Origin of the sequence: Pseudomonas sp. BN417 (assembly GCF_029871205.1) — a bacterium.
Taxonomy (GTDB): domain Bacteria; phylum Pseudomonadota; class Gammaproteobacteria; order Pseudomonadales; family Pseudomonadaceae; genus Metapseudomonas.
Genome location: NZ_SSOJ01000153.1, coordinates 68,931 through 89,580, shown reverse-complemented (window position 1 = coordinate 89,580; position 20,650 = coordinate 68,931). Strand labels below are relative to the sequence as shown.

Here is a 20,650-nt window from a genome sequence, read left to right as displayed (position 1 = left end):
TGTTTCCGGTGCGCACAGCGCACCCTACGAGGACTCCGAGCATGAGCCAGCACGCCATGACTCCCGCGGAATTCGAGCAGGCCCTGCGCGCCAAGGGCGCCTGCTACCACATCCACCATCCCTACCACCGTGCCATGTACGAGGGCCGCGCCAGCCGCGAGCAGATCCAGGGCTGGGTGGCCAACCGTTTCTACTACCAGGTGAGCATCCCGCTGAAGGACGCCGCCATTCTCGCCAACTGCCCGGACCGCGACACCCGCCGCGAATGGATCCAGCGCATCCTTGACCACGACGGCGCCCCCGGCGAGGAAGGCGGCATCGAGGCCTGGCTGCGTCTGGCCGAGGCGGTGGGGCTGGAGCGTGAGCAGGTGCTGTCCCAGGAACTGGTGCTGCCCGGCGTGCGCTTCGCGGTGGACGCCTACGTCAACTTCGCCCGCCGCGCCAGCTGGCAGGAAGCGGCCAGCAGCTCCCTGACCGAGCTGTTCGCTCCGCAGATCCACCAGTCGCGGCTGGATGCCTGGCCGCAGCACTACCCCTGGATCGACCCGGCCGGTTACGACTATTTCCGCAAGCGCCTGAAGGAAGCGCGCCGTGACGTGGAGCACGGCCTGCGCATCACCCTGGCGCACTACCGCACCTTCGAGGCCCAGCAGCGCATGCTGGAGATCCTGCAATTCAAGCTGGACGTGCTCTGGAGCATGCTCGACGCCATGAGCATGGCCTTTGAGCTTGCGCGTCCGCCTTACCACACCGTGACCCGCGAGCGGGTCTGGCACCGGGGGATCGCCCTATGAGCGACTTCAATCGACATCAGGTGCCCAACCTGCGTCGCGGCTTCCGCCTGCAATGGGAGCCGGCCCAGGGCTGCCATGTGCTGCTTTACCCAGAGGGCATGGTGCGGCTGAACGAAAGCGCGGGGGAGATCCTGCGCCTGGTGGACGGCCAGCGCTCGGTGGCGCAGATCATTCTCGACCTGCGCCGGCGCTTCCCCGACGTGCCCGGCCTGGACGAAGACATATTGGCTTTCATCGAGGTGGCCCATGCCCAGTTCTGGTTGCAACTCGAAGCCTGACACCCAGCCGGGGCCGCCGTTCTGGTTGCTGGCCGAGCTGACCTACCGCTGCCCGCTGCAGTGCCCCTACTGCTCCAACCCGCTGGACTTCTCCAGGCAGGGCGAGGAGCTGACCACCGCGCAGTGGATCGAGGTGTTCCGCCAGGCCCGCGAACTGGGGGCCGCGCAACTGGGGTTTTCCGGCGGCGAGCCGCTGGTACGCCAGGACCTGGAGGTGCTGATCCGCGCCGCCCGCGAGCTGGGCTACTACACCAACCTGATCACCTCCGGCATCGGCCTGACCGAAGCGCGCATGGCTGCCTTCAAGGACGCCGGCCTGGACCATATCCAGATCAGCTTCCAGGCCGCCGACGAGGAGGTGAACAACCTGCTGGCAGGTTCGCGCAAGGCCTTCGCCCAGAAACTGGCCATGGCCCGCGCGGTGAAGGCCCAGGGCTACCCGATGGTGCTGAACTTCGTCACCCACCGGCACAACATCGACAGCATCGAGCGCATCATCGAGTTGTGCCTGGAGCTGGAGGCGGACTTCGTCGAACTCGCCACCTGCCAGTTCTACGGCTGGGCCGAACTGAACCGCGCCGGGCTGCTGCCGACCCGCGAACAGCTGCAGCGCGCCGAGCGCATCACCAACCAGTACCGGGAAAAACTGGCGGCACAGAACCACCCCTGCAAGCTGATCTTCGTCACCCCGGATTACTACGAGGAGCGCCCGAAGGCCTGCATGAACGGCTGGGGCAACCTGTTCCTCGACATCACCCCTGACGGCACCGCGCTGCCCTGCCATAGTGCGCGCCAGCTGCCGGTGCAGTTCCCCAGTGTGCGCGAGCACAGCCTGCGCCACATCTGGTACGAGTCCTTTGGCTTCAACCGCTTTCGCGGCTACGACTGGATGCCCGAGCCCTGCCGCTCCTGCGACGAGAAGGAGAAGGACTTCGGCGGCTGCCGCTGCCAGGCCTTCCTGCTCACCGGCGATGCCAGCAATGCCGACCCGGTCTGCGCCAAGTCGGCCCACCACGGCAAGATCCTGGCGGCGCGGGAGCAGGCGGAGCATGCTCCCCTGGAACTGGAGCAACTGACCTACCGCAATGAGCGCACCTCGAACATCATCTGCCGTGCCTGAAACCCGTGCCTTCGGTTTCTGGGACAGTCCCTGGAGCGCGGAGCGGGCAGTCGCCGCCAGCTGCGACTTCTCCGAGCTGCGGGTCGGCGCAGCCGGACTGTTCTGGAGCCTGTTCGACCCCGCCGATGGCCGCACCACCCTGTGGTACTGGCAGGCGGGCGCGGCCCGCTGCCTGACACCCGCCGGTTTCTCCCTGCGCAGCCGGGTCTACGAGTACGGTGGCGGCGCCTTTTGCCTGGTGGCGGACGCAGTGGTTTTCGTCAACGAGGCGGACCAGCAGCTCCATCTCCAGACTCTGGGCGGAGCGCCTCGGCCCCTGACCGGCAACTCCCCGTGTCGCTATGGCGACCTCTGGCCCTGGGAACAGGTCGGTGCCGTGCTGGCGGTGGAGGAAGAGCTGGCGAGCCATAGGCTGGTGGCCATCGCCCTGGCCGATGGGAGCCGACAGGTATTGGCCGAGGGCGCCGACTTCTATGCCGCTCCGCGCATCAGCCCGGATGGCCGTTGCCTGGCCTGGATCGAATGGAGCCGGCCGGCGCAGCCCTGGACGGAAACACGGCTTTGCCTGCGCAGGCGCCAGGATGGGACCTGGGGAACAGCTGAAATCGTCGCGGGCGGGGAGGGCGGCGAGTCCCTGCAGCAGCCGCACTTCGATGCCGAGGGGAGCCTGCATTGCCTCAGCGACCGCAATGGCTGGTGGCAACCCTGGTGTCTGCAGGCGGATGGCCTGCGGCCCCTGGCCGCCAGGCAGGCGGACCACGCATCGGCCCCCTGGCAGCTGGGCGTCTGCAATCACTTGCCCGAGGCTGGCTTGCGCACCTGGCTGGAGAACGGCCAAGGCTATCTGGCCGATGCCGCCGACGAACCCTTGGCTAGCGGCTATAGCCGCTTTCGCCAGCTGGCGGCGGATGCAGGGTGCTACTTCTGCATTGCCGCCGGCCCGGAAAGCAGCAGCGCCGTGCTGGCCATCGACCGTGCCAGCGGCGCCATACGGGTTCTGGCTAGTGGTGGCGCAGGGCTGCCGCCGGAGGAGATCTCCCGGCCGCGGCCCCTGCGTTTCGCCGTAGGGGCCGGAGAGTGGGCCAATGCCTTTTTCTATCCGCCCCGCAACAGCGTCTACCGGGCTCCGGAAGCCCAGCGTCCGCCCTTGCTGGTGTTCTGCCATGGCGGGCCTACGTCCGCCTGCCAGCCGGTGCTGGACCCACGTATCCAGTTCTGGACCCAGCGCGGGTTCGCCGTGGCCGACCTGGATTACCGGGGCAGCAGCGGCTATGGCCGGGCCTACCGGCAGCGGCTCGCTGGTGGCTGGGGAGAGTTGGACGTGGAAGATGCCAAGGCATTGCTTCTGCATCTCGGCGAGCTGGGATGGGTGGACCCGGCCAGGGCCTTCATCCGTGGCTCCAGCGCCGGAGGCTTCACCACTCTGTTGGCCCTGGTGGGGGATACGCCCTTTGCCGGTGGTGCCAGCTATTACGGGGTCAGCGATCCGCGGGTGCTGCGGGAGAAGACCCACAAGTTCGAGGCCGACTACCTGGACTGGCTGATCGGCGACCCGCAGCGGGACGCCGAACGCTATCGGCAACGCACGCCCTTGCTGCGGGCAAGGGAAATCGTCCGGCCGCTGATCTTCTTCCAGGGCGGGCAGGACGCGGTGGTGGTGCCGGCGCAGACCGCCAGCATGGTCGAGGCCCTGCGCGAGGCAGGGCAGCAGGTGGAGTGCCACGTCTATCCCGAAGAGCGGCATGGCTTCCGCCACGCGGCCAATCTGGCCCATGCGCTGGAGGCAGAACTGGCGTTCTATCGGGGGTTGCTCGGTGGCTGAAGGGGGAACCTTGTGGGGGCGATTTCAATCGCTAAGCAGACCGCAGGTCTGCCAATAGGAGCCCAAGGGGGCAGCTGCGCTGCCCTTAGCGAATGAATTCGCCCCCACAAGAGAAGACTGACCACCAGCTCCCAAGGTCTGATTGAAATGGCCCGTGAATCCAGTAGGCTGGGTCCTACTCACCCCATAACTACAAAAAAGAGCCGATTGATGCGTCACGATATCAGCCTGCTTCGCAAGTTCGTTTCTCCCGAGATCATTTTCGGCGCCGGTTGTCGGCACAACGTCGGCAACTACGCCAGCACCTTCGGCGCGCGCAAGGTGTTGGTGGTGTCCGACCCCGGCGTGCAGGCCGCCGGCTGGGTCGCCGATGTGGAGGCCAGCCTCCAGGCCCAGGGCATCGACTATTGCCTCTACACCCAGGTATCGCCCAACCCCCGCGTGGAGGAGGTGATGCAGGGCGCCGAGATCTACCGCGCCATGGGCTGCAACGTGATTGTCGCCGTGGGCGGCGGCAGCCCCATGGATTGTGCCAAGGGCATCGGCATAGTTGCCGCCCATGGCCGCAGCATTCTCGAGTTCGAAGGGGTGGACACCCTCAGCGTGCCCAGCCCGCCGCTGATCCTGATCCCCACCACGGCCGGCACCTCGGCCGATGTCTCGCAGTTCGTGATCATCTCCAACCAGCAGGAGCGGATGAAGTTCTCCATCGTCAGCAAGGCGGTGGTGCCGGACGTGTCGCTGATCGACCCGGAAACCACGCTGAGCATGGACCCCTTCCTGTCCGCCTGTACCGGCATCGATGCCCTGGTGCACGCCATCGAGGCCTTCGTCTCCACCGGCCACGGGCCGCTCACCGACCCCCATGCACTGGAGGCCATGCGCCTGATCAACGGCAACCTGGTGGCGATGATCGCCAATCCCCAGGACATCGCCCTGCGCGAGAAGATCATGCTCGGCAGCATGCAGGCCGGCCTGGCCTTCTCCAACGCCATTCTCGGTGCGGTGCACGCCATGTCCCACAGCCTCGGGGGCTTCCTCGACCTGCCTCACGGCCTGTGCAATGCGGCGCTGGTGGAACATGTGGTGGCGTTCAACTACAGCGCCGCGCCGGAACGCTTCAAGGTGATCGCCGAGACCTTCGGCATCGATTGCCGCGGCCTGACCCAGAACCAGGTGCGCCAACGCCTGGTGGAACACCTGGTGACCCTCAAACACGCAGTCGGCTTCCACGAGACCCTGCGCCTGCACGGCGTCGGCACTTCGGACATTCCGTTCCTGTCACGTCACGCCATGGACGATCCCTGCATCCTCACCAACCCGCGCGAATCCAGCCAGCGGGATGTCGAGGTGGTCTATGCCGAGGCCCTCTGACGAGCAGCGCGAGGCCCTTACCGGGCTGCTCGGCCTGGGCAGCCATTCCGCGCGCAAGAGCCACTATCCCGAGCTGCTGGCGCGGCTGGAGGAGCTGGAGACCGAGCGCAACCGCTACAAATGGCTGTTCGAACACGCGGTGCACGGCATCTTCCAGGCCAGCCTGCAGGATGGCATGCGTGCCGCCAACCCGGCCCTGGCGCAGATGCTCGGTTACGACTCGCCGCAGGATTGCCTTTGGCCGCTGGTGGAACTGGCCGACAAGCTGTTCGTCGGTGGCGCCGCCGAGCTGGCGCGGATTCGCCGCGCTCTGCAACGGGAAGGCGGGTTGTTCGGCTACGAGACACGGCTCAGGCGCAAGGACGGCAGCCATGTGGACGTGCTGATGAACCTCTTGCTCAAGCCTGATGAAGAAGGGTTGGTGGAAGGTTTCGTCGCCGATATCACCGAGCGCATCCTGGCCCAGCAACGCCTGCAGACCCTCAATGACGAACTGGAGCAACGGGTACTGGCGCGCACCCGCGAGTTGCAGGGGCTGAACGAGCAATTGCGCGAAGCGCGGGACGCCGCCGAGGCTGCCAACCTGAGCAAGGACAAGTACCTGGCCGCCGCCAGCCACGACCTGTTGCAGCCGCTCAATGCCGCGCGCCTGTTGGTCTCGACCCTGCGCGAGCGCAAGCTGCCGGCGGCCGAGCAGCAACTGGTGGAGCGCACCCACCAGGCGCTGGAGGGTGCCGAGGACCTGCTCACCGACCTGCTGGACATCTCCAAGCTTGACCAGAGCGCGATCAAGCCGGACCTGGACGTCTACTCGCTGGATGAGGTGCTCGGCCCCCTGGCCTCGGAGTTCCAGAGCGTGGCCGACGCCGCCGGGCTGGGGCTGCGGGTGCGCATTCCGCATCTATGCATCAACACCGACTTCCGCCTGCTGACGCGCATCCTGCGCAACTTCCTCAGCAATGCCTGCCGCTATACCGAGCGCGGGCGCATCCTGCTCGGCGCCCGCCGCCGGGGCGACCGGCTGCGGCTGGAAGTCTGGGACAGCGGGCGGGGAATACCGGCGGACCAGTTGCAGGCGATCTTCCTCGAATTCAACCAGCTGGACGTGGGCCGTGCCGCGGAGCGCAAGGGCGTTGGCCTGGGCCTGGCGATAGTGGACCGTATCGCCAGCATGCTGCTGTACCGGGTGGAGGTGCGCTCGCAGCTGGGGCACGGCTCGGTGTTCAGCATCGAAGTTCCCCTGGCGGAGGCGCCAGCGCAGGTACAGCCGAAGCTGGAAGCGCGGCCGGTGACCGGCGACCCGTTGCCTGGCCAGCGCCTGCTGGTGGTGGACAACGAACCGGGGATTCTCGAGAGCATGGCCGCATTGCTTGGCCAGTGGGGCTGCCAGGTGCTCACCGCGACCGACCTCGACGGTGCGCTGGAGGCGCTGCAGGGCCAGGCGCCGGACCTGATCCTGGTCGACTACCACCTGGACCACGGCGTGGTCGGCTGCGACCTGATCCAGGCCTTGCGCCAGCACTTCGCCCGCGAGCTTCCGGCGGTGATCATCACGGCCGACCGCAGCGACCAGTGCCGCCGCGACCTGAGAAGTCCCGGCGTTCCCTTGTTGAACAAACCGGTGAAGCCCGGCAAGTTGCGGGCGGTGATCAGCCAGCTGATCGGCAAGGCGGGCTGAGGCGATCCCGATGCTTCGTGTGCGAATTCGCTGTGGGAGCGAATTCATTCGCGATAGCAGACCGCAGGTCTGCCCCCGGAATCCTTGGCCACACGGTGCTCCACGCGCACCGCGACAGGGCTAATCCGGACGATTCGTCCCGCCTGCCGGTCGACTTCCACTGTCACCTCTGTCGGCCGGGCGCGCTCGAATGTCCGGAACAACCGTGCGGGTCGGGTTCCCTGTGCTTGAATGAAACTTACCTGGTGCAGCCCAGCGCAGAGCTCAACGAGCCGCCAACTCCATCACCGGCCGACGTTCGCTCTCAGAGCGCCGTTGCGCCTCGCGGTAATGCCCTGGCCGACTACTAAAAGTTACACAGGGTAGACGACGCACTCCCCGGAGTACGCTGAGTAACCTGAGGCTCCGGCCTCTAGCAGCAGGGGGTCTGATGATTTTTCTGCCAATTGAAGGGGCGGGTACGCATATCCCTTTGTTGTGGAGGGTACGCAGCACCGCGCACGGTCGTGGTGCCAGCCGGACCCGCCAACAGCCCGACATTCTCAGCCTGCGCCTGCTCGAAGGTGCCGCTGTGCCTCATGGCCTGGCGAATCAGCGGCAGCGCCGGCGCGCCGCGCGGAGTAGCGGCTAGATGGCCCGGTTGGCAGCAATTCGGCAACCGTCGAAATCGCGCTGGCAGTTCCTGCGCCTGGCCATGCCGTACTGGAATTCCGAACAGAAGTGGAAGGCGCGCGGCTTCTCCCTGGCTCTGCTGCTGCTCACCCTGGCCCAGGTCGGCCTGGTGATCTGGATGAACTACTGGAACCGCGCGCTCTTCGATGCCCTGGAAGCGAAGTCGCTGAGCCGCCTGATGGTGCAGATCGGCACCTTCGTGGTGATCCTCCTGCTCACCGTGGGCGTCACGGCGCTGCATATGCAGGTCAAGCGCTGGTTACAGCTGGATTGGCGCAAATGGCTGACGGCAAAGGTCCTCGACCGGTGGATGGCCCATGGGCATCACTACCAGTTGCAGTTGACCGAAGGCGAGCATGACAACCCGGATGGCCGTATCGCCGAAGACATCCAGGTGGTGACCGGCAGCACGATCGCCCTGATTCACTCGCTGGTCTACTCGCTGCTGATCTTCGGCAGTTTCGTCGGCATCCTGCTGAAGGTTACCGGCAGCGCCAGTATTCCCGGCACCGGCATGCTGGTTCCGGGTTACATGGTCATCCTGGCGTTCGCCTACGCGGGGGGCGGCGCCTTGTTCGGGCTGCTGCTCGGACGGCCGCTGGTCAAGGCGACCAACAAGCTGCAGACCGCGGAGGCGAATTTCCGCTTCGGCCTGGCTCATGCGCGGGAACGCTCCGAGTCGATCGCGCTGATGCAGGGCGAAGAAGTCGAGCGGCGCAGTTCGACGGCCGTTTTCGCCGAACTGGGCCACCGCTGGTATCGGCAGACCCTCGCCTTTCTGGGAATCGTGTCGTTCACATCGGGTTACGGCGTGCTGTTGCCGGTGTTCCCGATCCTGGTCATGGCGCCCCAGTACATTGCCGGCAGCATGACCCTGGGGGTGTTGATGCAGGCCGCGCAAGCCTTCCAGCAGTTGACCTCGGCACTCTCCTGGCCGATCGACAACCTTCCCGAGCTGGCCCGCTGCCGGGCTTCCGCGGACCGGGTGATGAGCCTCTACAACGACCTGCTGCAGCTGGAAGAACAGGCCGCCATGCGGCAGGAGCACCGCATCAGCCTGGCGCAATCGAACCAGGCGCAACTGGTGCTGCGTGACCTGTGCATCTCCAATCCCGACGGGAAGATTCTGATCGAGGGCCTCAACGAAGTGATCCAGCGTGGTGAGCGGGTGCTGATATCCGGCGATCCGGCGATCACCATCGGCCTGTTCAAGGTGCTGGCCGGGTTGTGGCCGTGGGGGCATGGCGAGGTCGCGTTGCCGGCGGGGCCGCCAATCTGTTTCTTGCCGCAACGACCATTCCTGCCGCCTGGCAGCCTGCAATCGGTGCTGAGCTATCCGCAGCCGGTGGGTACCTTCGCTGCCAGTGCCATGCAGCGTGCCCTGGAGTGCGCCGGGATCGCCTGGCTGGCCGCGCGGCTGGACGAGGTCGACAACTGGCACAGCGTGTTGCCACTGCGCACACAGCAGCAGCTGGGCATTGCCAGGTTGTTCCTGCAGCAGCCGTCCTGGGTGTTCATCGAAGAGGCGACCAGTGTCTTCGAGCCCAAGGGCGAGGAGTACCTGATGGACATGCTGCACCGCGAACTGCCCGACGCGACGCTGCTGGCCATCAGTTTCCAGACCGGCCTCGACCGTCACTACCAGCGCAAGCTCCTGCTCAATCACCTGCCGCAGGAGGAGAAGTTCCTCGGTTATGGCACGCCACTGCGGGCGCTAAGAAAAGGTTGAAGGCAACCAGCCGCGCTGGACGCATTCGCGAAAACACCAGGCTGGCGTGGTTTCGGTCTTGTAGCTCCAGAAGAACCAGCCCAGGTACTTTTCGAAGGTCAGCAACTGGGCGGCGGCATAGCCGCGATAGGCGACGTCCTTCTGGAAGCTGTCCATGCTTTCCAGGGCGTGGTTGAACGGCCCCGCGGCCCAGAGCGAGACCACTTTCAGGTCGAGGCCCAGGCTCCATTCGCCGCAATAGGTCGGCAGCCCCAGTTGCTCGATGATCCCGTCGGCTTCGGTTTTCCATAGGCCGCTGGCCTTGTGCACGTGGGTATAGATGTCGCTGTCGATGTCGCAGCGCTCGAAGCACTGGTAGCGATGGATATCGAAGACCACGTTGGAGAATTCCGGCGACTGCATGAAACCCAGGTACTGCTCGAACGGGCGGAAGCCGTCATGGAAGACCACGCTGACCTGCTCGGCCTTGCAGTACCGGCGAATGCGCTGGTAGGCGTCAAGGTTGTAACTTTTCAGGTAATCGGTCGGCACATCCCAGCGCGGTTCGTTGAGCACCTCGATGGCATGCAGGCTGGGCTCGCCGTGATAACGCTCGGCCAGGCGTTCCAGCACATTCAGCGAGTGCTCGCGATATTGCGCCTGGGTGTGCCATTCGCAGACATCCTTGATCCCGCCGTTATCGAAACCGTTCTGGCAGCCGGGGGCGGCGTGCAGGTCCAGGACTATCCTCAGCTGGAATTCGTCCGCCCAGGCAAACGCCCGGTCGAGTACCTCGATTCCACCCTCGACGAAAGGGTGGGGGTTGTCGCCGTAGGTGCGGTGGTAGGGGTAATCCGGGCCGAAGATCCAGTGGCCGAGTGGAATGCGCACGGCATTGATGCCTCGCTCGTGCAGCCAGACGAAGTCATCGCGGGTGATGAAGCTGTTCCAGTGCTGCTTGAGCCTCTCCGGGGCACGTGCGCCCATCTCGGCGCACCAGGTGGTTTCATCGGTGGCCTGCAAGCCTTCGAACAGGCTGGGGGTCATCCATTTCTCCAGAACCAGCCAGCCGCCCAGGTTCACCCCGCGCAGCTTCTTGCCGGGGTTGGCGTGAGTAGGGATCTCTTGCTCCATGACTGCACTCCTATGATCTGCATGAACTGCATGAACAACGAGGACAGAATCACTCCGGGCTCTGGGAAATGCCGGCCCTGTTTCGGCCAATCCCTTGTTGCGCTGCTCCCTTCCCGAGTCTCTGGAATTCTTCCGGATTGCCTGTGCAAGCCTAGGTCATGGGCGGACGGCTGCCAGAGTCGACCGCGACAAACCCACGGTTGGTCAGAGCTCGAGGCGCCGGGCTATCTGCCCGGAGGGGAGTTGTTTCGTTGGGCTTCGCTACGCTCAGCCCAACCTACCGTGGTACCCGAGTCCGTTACCCACATTGCAACCGTAGGTTGCGGCTGAGAGAAACGAAGCCCAACGATCGATGCCGCTGCCCCTGGCAGCTCCCTGCTGGGCCCGGTATCCCTGAGGCTCTATAGGGAGTGGGGAGCGAGGCCCATGGTGGCCCTCAACCAATCGCCTCATAGGGCAAGCCGACATAGTTCTCCGCAATGGTCTTGCGACCGGCCTCGGAGCCCACGTAGTAGTCCAGTTCGGTCTGCTGCATGCGGCGGCCGAAGGCGTCGGTTTCCGGGAAGCGATGCAGCAGCGAGGTCATCCACCAGGAGAAGCGCTCGGCCTTCCAGATGCGCCGCAGGCAGATGGCGGAGTACTGCTCCAGCAACTCGGTGCGGCCCTCGGCGTAGACCTTCAGCAGGATGCGGTACAGGGTGTTGACGTCGCTGGCGGCCAGGTTCAGGCCTTTGGCACCGGTGGGCGGGACTATGTGGGCGGCGTCGCCCAGCAGGAACAGGCGACCGTACTGCATGGGCTCCACCACGAAGCTGCGCAAGGGGGCGATGCTCTTCTCGATGGAGGGGCCGGTGACCAGCTTCGCCGCGGTTTGCTCCGGCAGGCGGCTTTTCAGCTCTTCCCAGAAGCGCTCGTCGGACCAGTCCTCGACCCTTTCCTCAGCCGAGACCTGCACGTAATAGCGGGTGCGGGTGGGCGAACGCATGCTGCACAGGGCGAAGCCGCGCTCGTGGTTGGCGTAGATCAGTTCGTCGCTCACCGGCGGGGTGTCGGCCAGCACGCCGAGCCAGCCAAAGGGGTAGACCCGTTCGAACTCCCTGAGCACCCCGGCCGGGATGGATTTGCGCGACACGCCATGGAAGCCGTCGCAGCCGGCGATGTAGTCGCAATCCAGGCGGAACTGCTCGCCGTCCTGCTCGAAAGTGACGTAGGGCGCATCGCCCTTCAGGTCGTGGGGCTGGACCCGGGCGGCGTTGTAGAAGCTGCGCGCGCCCGAGGCGGCGCGGGCCTCCATCAGGTCGCGGGTGACCTCGGTCTGGCCGTAGATCATCACCGTCTTGCCGCCTGTCAGGCCCTTGAGGTCGATGTGTTCGCGGCGGCCGTCGAAAGCCAGTTCGAAGCCGTCGTGCACCAGGCCTTCATGATCCATGCGCGCGCTGACGCCGGCTTCGCGCAGCAGGTCGACCATGCCCTGTTCCAGCACCCCGGCGCGGATGCGGCCGAGGACGTAGTCCGGGCTCTGGCGTTCGATCACGACGTTGTCGATTCCAGCCTTGTGCAGCAGCTGGCCGAGGAGCAGGCCGGACGGGCCGGCGCCGATGATGGCGACCTGGGTCTTCATTGTTGTTGTCCTCTCAAAGAGTTCCGATGGCGGGTACTAGGCAGTCCCGACTCACCTGGTGTTGTTTTGGCTCCTGTATTTTTGGTGGATGGCTCTTAGGTTTGAAGGCAATATCCAATGACGTTCATGGACTTTTCGCGGATTCGCGCATTCGGAGGCTCCCGTGTCCAGACCAGCCGTCACGCCCGTCCCGGTGTTCAAACTCTACGGTGAGACCGCCGCCTGGCCGACGCCGGACCTGATCCACTGGGAGTCCATCGAAGCGCGCAGCCGTTTGCACGAGTGGGAGATCAAGCCCCATCGCCACGGTGACCTGGTGCAGCTGCTCTATGTGCGTTCCGGCAGCGCCGAGCTGGAGGTGGAAGGGCGGGTGAACCGCATCGACTCTGCGTCCTTGCAGGTGGTGCCGGCCCTCTGCGTACACGGTTTCCGCTTCTCCGTTGATGTCGACGGCCATGTCCTGACGCTGGCCCTGCCGCTCGTGGAGCAGGTGGCCGGCCTGCTCGACAGCCAGGCGCTGTTCACCCCGGCCTGCTTTGCCGCCGGCGACAGCCAGCCCTACCTGGACACTCTGTTCGAGGCCATCAGCCGCGAGTACGCCCAGCAGGCGCCGGGCCGTGAGCTGATGCTGCAATCGCTGATCAGCGTGCTGTTGGTCTGGATCGGCCGGCGCTCTTTGGCGCTATCCCAGTCCGACGCCCAGCAGCACGACCGCGGCCGCCTGCACCTGCAGGAGTTCACCCGGCTGCTGGAGCAGCACTTCCGCGAACACCTGCCCATCGAGCAATACGCCCAGCACCTGGGGATAAGCGCCGCCCATCTCAATGCCCTGTGCCGACGCCTGGCCGGGCAGTCGGCACTGCAGATGATCAACCAGCGCCTGCTGCTGGAGGCCAAGCGCTGCCTGGTCTACACGGCGATGACGGTGAACCAGGTGTCGGACAGTCTGGGCTTTTCCGAGCCTGCGTATTTCTCGCGCTTCTTCAAGCGCGGGACGGGGCGGTCGCCGAAGGAATTCCGCATTGCTCGCTGAGGTGGTGAACCGGTGTGAAACCTGTAGGGGCGAATTCATTCGCCAAGCAGTCCGAAGGACTGCCCATCGGTCCGTCAAGGGGGCAGCTGAGCCGCCCTTGGCGAATGAATTGGCTATGTCTGCGTTAAGTGTTGCTAGAGCGTCCTGAGCCGAGCTGCTTATCGAGTCGGCTGCGAGTCCCTGTTTCGCCTCCCGGCGAGTCACTTCTGGCAGTCGCCCCAGAAGTAACCAAGAACGCTTGCCCCTGCATCCGGCCCGGCTACGCCGGGTGACCAGCCTTCGGCTGTTACTGCGTTTCCCTCGCTCCATCATTGCTCCGGGGGCCCGGCGTGAGGGGCCATCCCTGGCCCCGCACGCCTCTCGCGGCATCCATGCCGCTCCTCCCCCTGCGCAACGCTTCCGCTCGGCCTCCTGACGGGGCAGAGTCGCTGCCCCACCTCTGCTGCACAGGTTCAGACAATGAGCAGGCATCAGGATTGCCGCGTCCTGTCAGGCGCGAGTCACCCCTCTACCTCTGGGAGAGGGGTCGGGGGTGAGGGATGCATCAGCAAGCGAGGAGGCCTTAAAGGCCCGTAGTAGACGCTTCTATTCGGTTCTGCAAGCTAACGCAGACGTAGCCAATTCATTCGCCCCCACAAGGAGAAATCAGGCCTGGTAGCGTCGGGCAATCAGGTGATCCAGCGAGAGCACCCCTGGCCCCTGGCTGATCAGCAACAACAGGCTGGCGGCCCAGATGCCGTGGGTGGGGTAGGCATCGGGGTAGACGAGGGTCTGGATCACCAGGGTCATGCCGAGGAGGGCGAGGGCGGAGAAGCGCGTGGCCAGACCTAGCAGGATCAGCAGCGGGAAGAAGTGTTCGCTGAAGGCGGCGGCGTGGGCAGCCAGTTCGGGGGAGAGGAAGGGCAGCTTGTATTCCTCGGCGAACAGCGGGATGGCCGAGGCCGAGAGGTGCGGCATGCCCAGCTGGAAGGTGCCATCCACCAGGTCGATGGCCAGGCCTTCTACCTTGGTCTGTCCGGACTTCCAGAAGATCGCGGCGATGGAGAAGCGGGCGACGAAGGCCACCAGGCTGTAGGGAATACGCTTGCACAACTCGATGGCCTGGAGCAGCAGTTTCACCGGCAGGTGACTGTGCTGGATTCGGATGGTGGCGTTCATTGCGACTGACTCCCGCTATCGAGGGTGATCTGGGTGATGGCGCCGCCTGCAAGGAGCTGCGCCAGTGCGGTGCCGAGGTCGAAGCCAGGCTCGATGGCCAGCGCCGCGCCCACCGCCTGGCCGAGGGGGACGCCGGCGCCCAGGCCGCGGATGAAGGCCGTGGCGCCCGCACCGATCCGGCTGACTTCCACCTCCAGGCCGCGGCGCAGGACCAGTGCGCACTCGGCCTGCGTGGGGCCGACGCTGGCGATGTCCAGCAGTCCCTGGTGGGCGGCCCAGAGCGAGGCGATGGCGTAGGGCGAACTGATGGTCGCTACCGAGGGATGCAGTCTCAGGCGCATGCCCGGGAGACTCTCGGGGTCACCAAGGGCGGCGGCCAGTTCCGCAGTATCCAGGGGTGGCAGGTCAGCGGCGTGGTAGGCACGTACCCGCAGCAGTTCCAGCCGGGCCACGTCGGCCAGGTAGGGCAGGCCGGCGGCCGGAGGGTAGGCGGCGATGAAGTCGGGGAAGCCTTCTCCATAGACCGCCAGCAGGGGCGAAGGTGGCGGCTCGGCCTGGACATGGTGACGGGCCAAGGCGTGAAAGAACTCCTCGCCCACCAGTTGCTGCACCACCGGGAAGCTATCGGCCAGCGCGCCGACCAGCGAGGCCAGTACATTGTTGCGGTAGACCGCGAAACGCCGCGCCGGGTCGGAGCCATTCCAGGTGCGCAGGCCGGGCGGGCAGGGCAGTTGCGGGTCGAGCAGGGCGTCGGCAAAGGCGTGCTGGTTCATGCCGCCACCTCCCGCCGCAACAACCGTTCGGCGCAAGCGGCTTCCTGCGCGAGCAGGGCAAGGGAGGGGATGTCGTTGTCCCGCTCGATCAGGGTGGGCAGCGGGCCGAGGCGCTCCAGGGTTTCGGCGTAGAGGGCCCAGACGGCGGCGTCCACCGGCGAGCCGTGGTGGTCGATCAGCAGACGGTCGCCGGCGGCGTCGCTGTCCTCGGCGAAGCCCGCCAAGTGGATTTCGCCCGCCGCGTGCAGGGGCAGGGCGGCCAGGTAGGCGCGGACGTTGCGACCGTGGTTGATGCAGGACACATAGGCGTTGTTCAGGTCCAGCAACAGGCCGCAGCCGGTGCGCTGGACGACTTCGGCGATGAACTCGGCCTCGTCCAGGCTGGAGCTTGCGAATTCCAGGTAGGTGGCCGGGTTCTCCAGCAGCATCGGCCGCTTCAGGCGCGTCTGTACCTCGTCGATATGGCGGCAGACCCGCGCGAGGCTGGCCTCGTCGTAGGCGAGCGGCAGCAGGTCGTTGAGGAAGACCTCGCCGTGGGTGGACCAGGCCAGGTGTTCGGAAAAGGAGGCCGGCTGGTAGCGCTCGATCAGCGCGGCCAGACGGTCCAGGTGGGCTTCATCCAGCGGCTGGTCAGCGCCTATGGAGAGGCCGACGCCATGGATGGACAGTGGGTAGTCCTGGCATATCAGGCCCAGATAGTGGTGGAAGGGACCGCCGTCCACCATGTAGTTCTCGGCGTGGATCTCGAAGAAGCCGAGGGCCGGGCGGGTGTCGAGGATGTCCCGGTAGTGCTGGGACTTGAGCCCGATGCCCGCCCGCGCCGGCAGGCGGCCGGCAGGAGCGTGGGGGCTGGGGGAATGTGTCATGGTCAGCGCTCCTGCCGGGGACGGTCAGCCTTTCTTCTCTTCCTTGAAGGCCTGGAGCTGGCCGAAGCCGGTGGGCGAGCTGGGGGAGGCGGTCTTCTCGCAGGTGCCGGCCGGCACGTACTTCCAGGAGTTGCCCTGGTAATCCTTCTTCGCGGTGCCCGCGCAGGAGGTGCCGGCGCCGGCGGCGCAGTCGTTCTTGCCTTTCATGGCGACGCCGAAACACTTCTCGTTGTCGGCGGCCTGGGCAGTCATCGGTGCCATGGCGAGGCCGAGGGCAGTGCTCAGGGCAAGGGCGAGGCCGGTTGCAGAGACGACACTGGAAGTCGGGGTTTTCATGATTGTTATCTCCGTTTCTGGTGGGTCGGTGAGGGTAGGGAGGCGTAGCGTATCCAGTCTAGTCAGAGGAGCGGGAATGCCGCCTTCGGAACAGGAGACTGGGCAGGTGGCGGGGCGTTACAGCGCGGCGAAGAAATTTCTGCGCATTGCGCTTCGTCGCGTCTCTCGCCCTCCTGTCAATGCTGCCGCCGCAGCGTCTTGACTCCTGCCGGACGCCCACGAAACTCAGGCAGCGGCAAACAGAAAAAGCACATCCAGTAACCATCAGCCCTGCATCAGCAGTACTGGCAACGATGACTATTGCTTCGGCTAGGGGAGGCAGTCATGTGTCATTCCGTGGAGGTCAGTGGGCTCTATACCGTCGAAGGGAGTCGGCAACTCATCAACTATCCCGATGCCGATGCGGCATTGCCCATCCATGATCCGCTGTGCGGCGTGGTGTGGATTCCCTGGGGGCGCCGCAACGAAGAGCAGGGCGAGCTTCCTGTCACCGGCTGGCTGCTGGATGACGGTCCGCTGCCGGAAGACTGGAGCCGCTACAGCCCGGCCACCGTACTGGCGCGGGTGACGCGTTTCATGGAGATGACCCTGGACGGCGAGCCATGCTGGTTCGAGCTGGCGGACGGCAAGTCGCTGCAGTGCGTGCTGCTTCGCCATGGGGACGAGCAACGGGTCTATGTGGTCACTACCCAGCCACCAAGCAACCAGCACCGCAGCTGGCCGATGACCAGGGGGCATTCGAGCCGTCGGCTGGCCTGACCCCGACGCCACCCGCTTTTTGTGGGGGCGATTTCAATCGCTAAGCAGGCCTCAGGCCTGCCAGCCTCGGCATACCATTCTGTTTTCGTGAAGACTTTCTTCTCGATTATTCGTTTTACGTGAATCGGTCGCTGCCTTACTTTCACCGCAAGACTGATCGCGAGCCCCGACCGGCTCTCACGTACAACGAGGACAGCATGAACCTGCCTGCCGCCATTTCCCGGAACCCCGCCACCGGCGAAGAACTCGCCCGTTATCCCTACCAGGACGCCGCTGCCCTGGAGGCCAGCCTGGCTTCCGCCCAACGTGGCTTCCAGGCCTGGAGCCAGTTTAGCGTCGAGGCCCGTGCCGAGGGCCTGCTGCGCATGGCCAAGGCCCTGCGTGCCAATGCCGAGACCATGGCGCGGATGACCACCAGCGAAATGGGCATGCCCATCAGCCAGTCCCGTGGCGAGATCGAGAAGTGCGCCAAGCTCTGCGAGTGGTACGCCGAGCACGGCCCGGCCATGCTGGCCGACGAACCGACCCTGGTGGAGGACGGCAAGGCTGTGGTCGCCTACCTGCCGCTGGGCCCGGTCTTGGCGGTGATGCCCTGGAACTTCCCGATGTGGCAGGTGATGCGCGGCGCGGTGCCGATCATCTTCGGCGGCAACGGTTATGTGCTCAAGCACGCGCCCAACGTGATGGGCTGCGCCCGCCTGCTGGCCACCGCCTGGGCCGAAGCTGGCTTGCCGGAAGGTGTGTTCGAGGTGATCAATGTCGAGCCCGCGCTGGTCTCGGTCGCCATTGCCGACCCGCGCATCGCCGTGGTCGCGGTGACCGGCAGTGTCGGTGCGGGCGCCGCAATCGCTTCCCAGGCCGGCGCGGCGCTGAAGAAGTGCGTGCTTGAGCTGGGTGGCTCCGACCCCTTCATCGTCCTGGCCGACGCCGACCTGGATGCCGCGGTGAAGGCGGCTGTCACCAGCCGTTTCAATAACGCTGGCCAGGTCTGCATCGCCGCCAAGCGCATCATCCTCGAGGCGCCCATCGCCGAAGCCTTCACCGAGCGTTTCGTAGCCGCGGTCAAGGCCCTGCAGATCGGCGATCCCCAGGCCGATTCCACCTTTGTCGGCCCCATGGCCCGCTTCGACCTGCGCGACGAGCTTGACGGCCAGGTCCAGGCCACCCTGGCCGAGGGCGCGACGCTGCTGCTGGGCGGCCACAAGCTGGACGGCGAGGGCAACTACTACGCACCCACCGTGCTGGCGGACGTGACCCCGGAGATGACCTCCTTCCGCAAGGAGATCTTCGGCCCGGTGGCCTCGCTGATCGTTGCCCGGGATGCCGAGCACGCCATCGAGCTGGCCAACGACAGCGAGTTCGGCCTGGGCGGCGCGCTCTGGACCGCAGACCAGGCCCAGGCGCAGCAACTCGCCCGGCGCATCGTCAGCGGCGCGGTGTTCATCAACGGTTTCACCGCCTCCGACCCGCGTGTGCCGATTGGCGGCGTGAAGAAGAGCGGCTATGGCCGTGAACTGTCCCACTTCGGCCTGCGCGAGTTCCTCAATGTGCAGACCATCTGGCGAGATCGTTGCTGAGTTGGTGGGGTGAACAAGAAAGGGCTGCCTGAGGTGGCCCTTTTCTTTTTTTTGTGGGGGCGAATTTATTCGCTAAGGGCAGCGAAGCTGCCCCCGGGAACGATCAGGGCAGACCTTCGGCCTGCTTAGCGATTGAAATCGCCCCCACAATGTCTTGTGCCTGCGAGCCTCAGCCGATCTGCTCCAGGATATCCCGCACCCGGTCCAGCGCCGGGTCGAGGTCCAGGGTTTCGATGGCGCCGTAGCCGAGGAACAGGCCATTGCGCGGCGGGGCCTTGTAGGAAAAACCGGCGAGGCCATAGAGCCCCACGTCCACCTTGCGCGCCAGGTCCACCAGCAGCGGAATGTCCATCGGCACCTTGGCCAGGGCGGCGATGTGGAAGCCGGCCACCGAGGGCACTAGCTCGAACCAGGGCGCCAGGTCGTCCCGGAAACGCTCGAGGATGCGTTCCCGGCGGCTGGCATAGATGCCGTGGCAGCGGCGTATGTGCTTGAGCAGGAAGCCTTCGTCGATGAACTTGGCCAGGGTCCACTGGGTGAGGGTGGAGCAGTGCCAGTCGGAGAGCTGCTTGGCGGCAGTGACGGCTTCGATCAGTGCCGGCGGCAGGATGCAGTAGCCCAGGCGCAATTCCGGCTGCAGGGTCTTGGAGAAGGTGCCGACATAGGCCACGGCGCCCTGGCTGTCGAGGCTCTGCAGGGTGTCGGTGGGGCGGCCTTCGTAGCGGAACTCGCAGTCGTAGTCGTCTTCGATGATCACCGCGCCGATGCGCAGGGCCTTGTCCAGCAAGGCTTCACGCCGCGCCTGGCTCATGGCCATGCCAAGGGGGAACTGGTGCGAGGGGGTCACGTAGATCAGCCGCACATGGTCAGGAATGGCGTCGACGCAGATGCCCTCGGCGTCTACCGGCACGCCGATCACCTCGGCGGCCTGGGCAGCGAACAACTGGCGCGCCGGCGGGTAGCCGGGGTCTTCCACTGCCACGCAGCAGCCGGGCTCGATCAGTACGCGGGCGAGCAGGTCCAGTGCCTGCTGGGCGCCGTGGCAGACCAGCACATCCTCAGCATTGCAGCGCACGCCGCGGGAGAAGGCCACGTGGCGGGCAATAGCGTCACGCAGGGCGGGCAGGCCGGCGGGCTGGCTGTAGAGTCCGCGCGACCTGGCCGTCTGGCGCAGGGCGTGCTGGACGCAACGGCGCCAGTCGTCCTGGGGGAACTGGTTCCTGGTGGTGGCGCCGCCGATGAAGTCGTAGCGCAGCACCGCGTCCATCGAGGGATGACCCAGAGCGGTGGAGATGTTCCGCCATTTGGCGACGATCGCCGCGCTGGCCAGGGATTCGTGCCCCTGCTTGCGGATTTGGCCAGCGGCCTGGGCGTTGACGAAGGTGCCGACACCCACCTTGCCGGTGAGCAGGTTGTCGTAGGTGAGCAGGGCATAGGTGTCGGCCACCGTCTTGCGGGAGATGCCCAGTTGCTCGGCCAGCAGGCGCGTCGGCGGCAGCTGGGTGCCGGCCTTGAGGCGACCCGACTCTATGGCCTCGCGCAACTGACGATACAGTTGCCCGGACAGGTCCTTGCTGCCCTGGATGACGACGTGCAGTTCCATGCGTGGGCTCCGGCGGGGGATTGGCAAGAAAATACCGCAATTGCAGGCTGTCTTCCGTGGCGCGGCCAGTTTTTTGTGGGGGCGAATTCATTTGCTATGTCTGCATTAAGTGTTGCTAGAAGGTCCTGAGCCAAGCGGCTTTTCGAGCCGGCTTGTAGTTTCTGTTTCGCCTCCCGGCGAGTCTCTTTTGGCAGTCGCCCCAAAAGAAACCAAAAGGGCTTGCCCCTGCATCCGGGTTTGGCTTCGCCAAACTTCCCTCGCTCCATCATTGCTCCGGGGGGCCGGCGTGAGGGGCCATCCCTGGCCCCGCACGCCTCTCGCGGCATCCATGCCGCTCGTCCCCC

General features: G+C 65.7%; 17 protein-coding genes. 10 read left to right on the top strand and 7 right to left on the bottom strand.

The window, feature by feature from the left end; translation table 11 throughout:
* Positions 1–41 precede the first annotated feature (41 nt).
* The 7 genes from pqqC (at position 42) to E8F11_RS24540 (ending at position 9,467) form a co-directional block, all read left to right on the top strand.
* Entirely contained in the window at positions 42–794 is a 753-nt protein-coding gene (gene pqqC / locus E8F11_RS24570; RefSeq protein WP_280291521.1) for a pyrroloquinoline-quinone synthase PqqC, read from the top strand.
* The gene (gene pqqD / locus E8F11_RS24565) at positions 791–1,072 is read left to right on the top strand and encodes a pyrroloquinoline quinone biosynthesis peptide chaperone PqqD (protein WP_280291520.1); all 282 of its coding nucleotides are present in this window, start codon (positions 791–793) and stop codon (positions 1,070–1,072) included. The genes pqqC and pqqD overlap by 4 nt, the downstream gene beginning before the upstream one ends.
* Positions 1,041–2,192, top strand: a complete 1,152-nt coding sequence (gene pqqE, locus E8F11_RS24560; protein ID WP_280291519.1) for a pyrroloquinoline quinone biosynthesis protein PqqE — start codon at positions 1,041–1,043, stop codon at positions 2,190–2,192. Before pqqD ends, pqqE begins: the two co-directional genes overlap by 32 nt.
* On the top strand, positions 2,158–4,014 hold the full coding sequence (locus E8F11_RS24555; RefSeq protein ID WP_280291518.1) for a prolyl oligopeptidase family serine peptidase: 1,857 nt from the start codon (positions 2,158–2,160) through the stop codon (positions 4,012–4,014). The genes pqqE and E8F11_RS24555 overlap by 35 nt, the downstream gene beginning before the upstream one ends.
* A gap of 210 nt (positions 4,015–4,224) precedes the next feature.
* Positions 4,225–5,388 (top strand): alcohol dehydrogenase-like regulatory protein ErcA, encoded by a 1,164-nt coding sequence (ercA, locus tag E8F11_RS24550; protein ID WP_280291517.1) that lies wholly within the window; start codon positions 4,225–4,227, stop codon positions 5,386–5,388.
* On the top strand, positions 5,372–7,066 hold the full coding sequence (locus E8F11_RS24545; RefSeq protein ID WP_280291516.1) for a NahK/ErcS family hybrid sensor histidine kinase/response regulator: 1,695 nt from the start codon (positions 5,372–5,374) through the stop codon (positions 7,064–7,066). Before ercA ends, E8F11_RS24545 begins: the two co-directional genes overlap by 17 nt.
* Before the next feature lie 631 nt (positions 7,067–7,697).
* Positions 7,698–9,467: an SbmA/BacA-like family transporter gene (locus E8F11_RS24540; protein WP_280291515.1), complete on the top strand. Its 1,770-nt coding sequence runs from the start codon at positions 7,698–7,700 to the stop codon at positions 9,465–9,467.
* Here the strand turns inward: E8F11_RS24540 and E8F11_RS24535 are convergent.
* Together E8F11_RS24535 and pobA are read right to left on the bottom strand one after the other, a co-directional pair.
* Positions 9,453–10,580: a glycoside hydrolase family 5 protein gene (locus tag E8F11_RS24535; protein ID WP_280291514.1), complete on the bottom strand. Its 1,128-nt coding sequence runs from the start codon at positions 10,578–10,580 to the stop codon at positions 9,453–9,455. The two genes, E8F11_RS24540 and E8F11_RS24535, sit on opposite strands and share 15 nt — an antisense overlap.
* A 436-nt stretch (positions 10,581–11,016) precedes the next feature.
* Complete coding sequence (gene pobA / locus E8F11_RS24530) at positions 11,017–12,201, bottom strand: 4-hydroxybenzoate 3-monooxygenase (RefSeq protein ID WP_280291513.1); 1,185 nt, start codon at positions 12,199–12,201, stop codon at positions 11,017–11,019.
* Positions 12,202–12,364: 163 nt separating this feature from the next.
* Between pobA and E8F11_RS24525 the strand changes: the two genes are divergently transcribed.
* Positions 12,365–13,234, top strand: coding sequence for a helix-turn-helix domain-containing protein (locus E8F11_RS24525; protein WP_280291512.1), 870 nt, complete (start codon positions 12,365–12,367; stop codon positions 13,232–13,234).
* A gap of 645 nt (positions 13,235–13,879) precedes the next feature.
* Here E8F11_RS24525 and E8F11_RS24520 read toward each other — a convergent pair.
* From E8F11_RS24520 to E8F11_RS24505, 4 genes are read right to left on the bottom strand one after another with little or no spacing between them, the layout of a single operon-like run.
* Positions 13,880–14,392 carry a DoxX family protein gene (locus E8F11_RS24520; protein ID WP_280291511.1) on the bottom strand — a complete coding sequence of 171 codons (513 nt, stop codon included), beginning with the start codon at positions 14,390–14,392 and terminating at the stop codon, positions 13,880–13,882.
* Positions 14,389–15,165 carry a DNA-binding domain-containing protein gene (locus E8F11_RS24515; RefSeq protein WP_280291510.1) on the bottom strand — a complete coding sequence of 259 codons (777 nt, stop codon included), beginning with the start codon at positions 15,163–15,165 and terminating at the stop codon, positions 14,389–14,391. Before E8F11_RS24515 ends, E8F11_RS24520 begins: the two co-directional genes overlap by 4 nt.
* Complete coding sequence (locus E8F11_RS24510; protein ID WP_280291509.1) at positions 15,162–16,031, bottom strand: DUF692 domain-containing protein; 870 nt, start codon at positions 16,029–16,031, stop codon at positions 15,162–15,164. The genes E8F11_RS24515 and E8F11_RS24510 overlap by 4 nt, the downstream gene beginning before the upstream one ends.
* A 24-nt stretch (positions 16,032–16,055) precedes the next feature.
* Complete coding sequence (locus tag E8F11_RS24505) at positions 16,056–16,367, bottom strand: DUF2282 domain-containing protein (RefSeq protein WP_280291508.1); 312 nt, start codon at positions 16,365–16,367, stop codon at positions 16,056–16,058.
* A gap of 324 nt (positions 16,368–16,691) precedes the next feature.
* Between E8F11_RS24505 and E8F11_RS24500 the strand changes: the two genes are divergently transcribed.
* Positions 16,692–17,126, top strand: a complete 435-nt coding sequence (locus tag E8F11_RS24500; protein WP_280291507.1) for a hypothetical protein — start codon at positions 16,692–16,694, stop codon at positions 17,124–17,126.
* Positions 17,127–17,323: 197 nt separating this feature from the next.
* Positions 17,324–18,703, top strand: coding sequence for an aldehyde dehydrogenase family protein (locus tag E8F11_RS24495; RefSeq protein WP_280291506.1), 1,380 nt, complete (start codon positions 17,324–17,326; stop codon positions 18,701–18,703).
* 169 nt (positions 18,704–18,872) lie between these two features.
* Here the strand turns inward: E8F11_RS24495 and E8F11_RS24490 are convergent, their stop codons facing one another.
* Entirely contained in the window at positions 18,873–20,306 is a 1,434-nt protein-coding gene (locus tag E8F11_RS24490) for a PLP-dependent aminotransferase family protein (RefSeq protein ID WP_280291505.1), read from the bottom strand.
* Between the last annotated feature and the right edge of the window lie 344 nt (positions 20,307–20,650).

What these genes read in the sequence shown, in the direction of transcription:
- E8F11_RS24545 (WP_280291516.1), top strand. Translation starts at nt 5,372, where the DNA reads ATGCCGAGGCCCTCTGACGAGCAGCGCGAGGCCCTTACCGGGCTGCTC.
- E8F11_RS24535 (WP_280291514.1), bottom strand. Translation starts at nt 10,580, where the DNA reads ATGGAGCAAGAGATCCCTACTCACGCCAACCCCGGCAAGAAGCTGCGC.
- ercA (WP_280291517.1), top strand. Translation starts at nt 4,225, where the DNA reads ATGCGTCACGATATCAGCCTGCTTCGCAAGTTCGTTTCTCCCGAGATC.
- E8F11_RS24500 (WP_280291507.1), top strand. Translation starts at nt 16,692, where the DNA reads ATGTGTCATTCCGTGGAGGTCAGTGGGCTCTATACCGTCGAAGGGAGT.
- E8F11_RS24510 (WP_280291509.1), bottom strand. Translation starts at nt 16,031, where the DNA reads ATGACACATTCCCCCAGCCCCCACGCTCCTGCCGGCCGCCTGCCGGCG.
- E8F11_RS24520 (WP_280291511.1), bottom strand. Translation starts at nt 14,392, where the DNA reads ATGAACGCCACCATCCGAATCCAGCACAGTCACCTGCCGGTGAAACTG.
- pqqE (WP_280291519.1), top strand. Translation starts at nt 1,041, where the DNA reads ATGCCCAGTTCTGGTTGCAACTCGAAGCCTGACACCCAGCCGGGGCCG.
- pqqD (WP_280291520.1), top strand. Translation starts at nt 791, where the DNA reads ATGAGCGACTTCAATCGACATCAGGTGCCCAACCTGCGTCGCGGCTTC.
- E8F11_RS24515 (WP_280291510.1), bottom strand. Translation starts at nt 15,165, where the DNA reads ATGAACCAGCACGCCTTTGCCGACGCCCTGCTCGACCCGCAACTGCCC.
- E8F11_RS24505 (WP_280291508.1), bottom strand. Translation starts at nt 16,367, where the DNA reads ATGAAAACCCCGACTTCCAGTGTCGTCTCTGCAACCGGCCTCGCCCTT.
- E8F11_RS24540 (WP_280291515.1), top strand. Translation starts at nt 7,698, where the DNA reads ATGGCCCGGTTGGCAGCAATTCGGCAACCGTCGAAATCGCGCTGGCAG.
- E8F11_RS24555 (WP_280291518.1), top strand. Translation starts at nt 2,158, where the DNA reads ATGAGCGCACCTCGAACATCATCTGCCGTGCCTGAAACCCGTGCCTTC.
- pqqC (WP_280291521.1), top strand. Translation starts at nt 42, where the DNA reads ATGAGCCAGCACGCCATGACTCCCGCGGAATTCGAGCAGGCCCTGCGC.
- pobA (WP_280291513.1), bottom strand. Translation starts at nt 12,201, where the DNA reads ATGAAGACCCAGGTCGCCATCATCGGCGCCGGCCCGTCCGGCCTGCTC.
- E8F11_RS24490 (WP_280291505.1), bottom strand. Translation starts at nt 20,306, where the DNA reads ATGGAACTGCACGTCGTCATCCAGGGCAGCAAGGACCTGTCCGGGCAA.
- E8F11_RS24495 (WP_280291506.1), top strand. Translation starts at nt 17,324, where the DNA reads ATGAACCTGCCTGCCGCCATTTCCCGGAACCCCGCCACCGGCGAAGAA.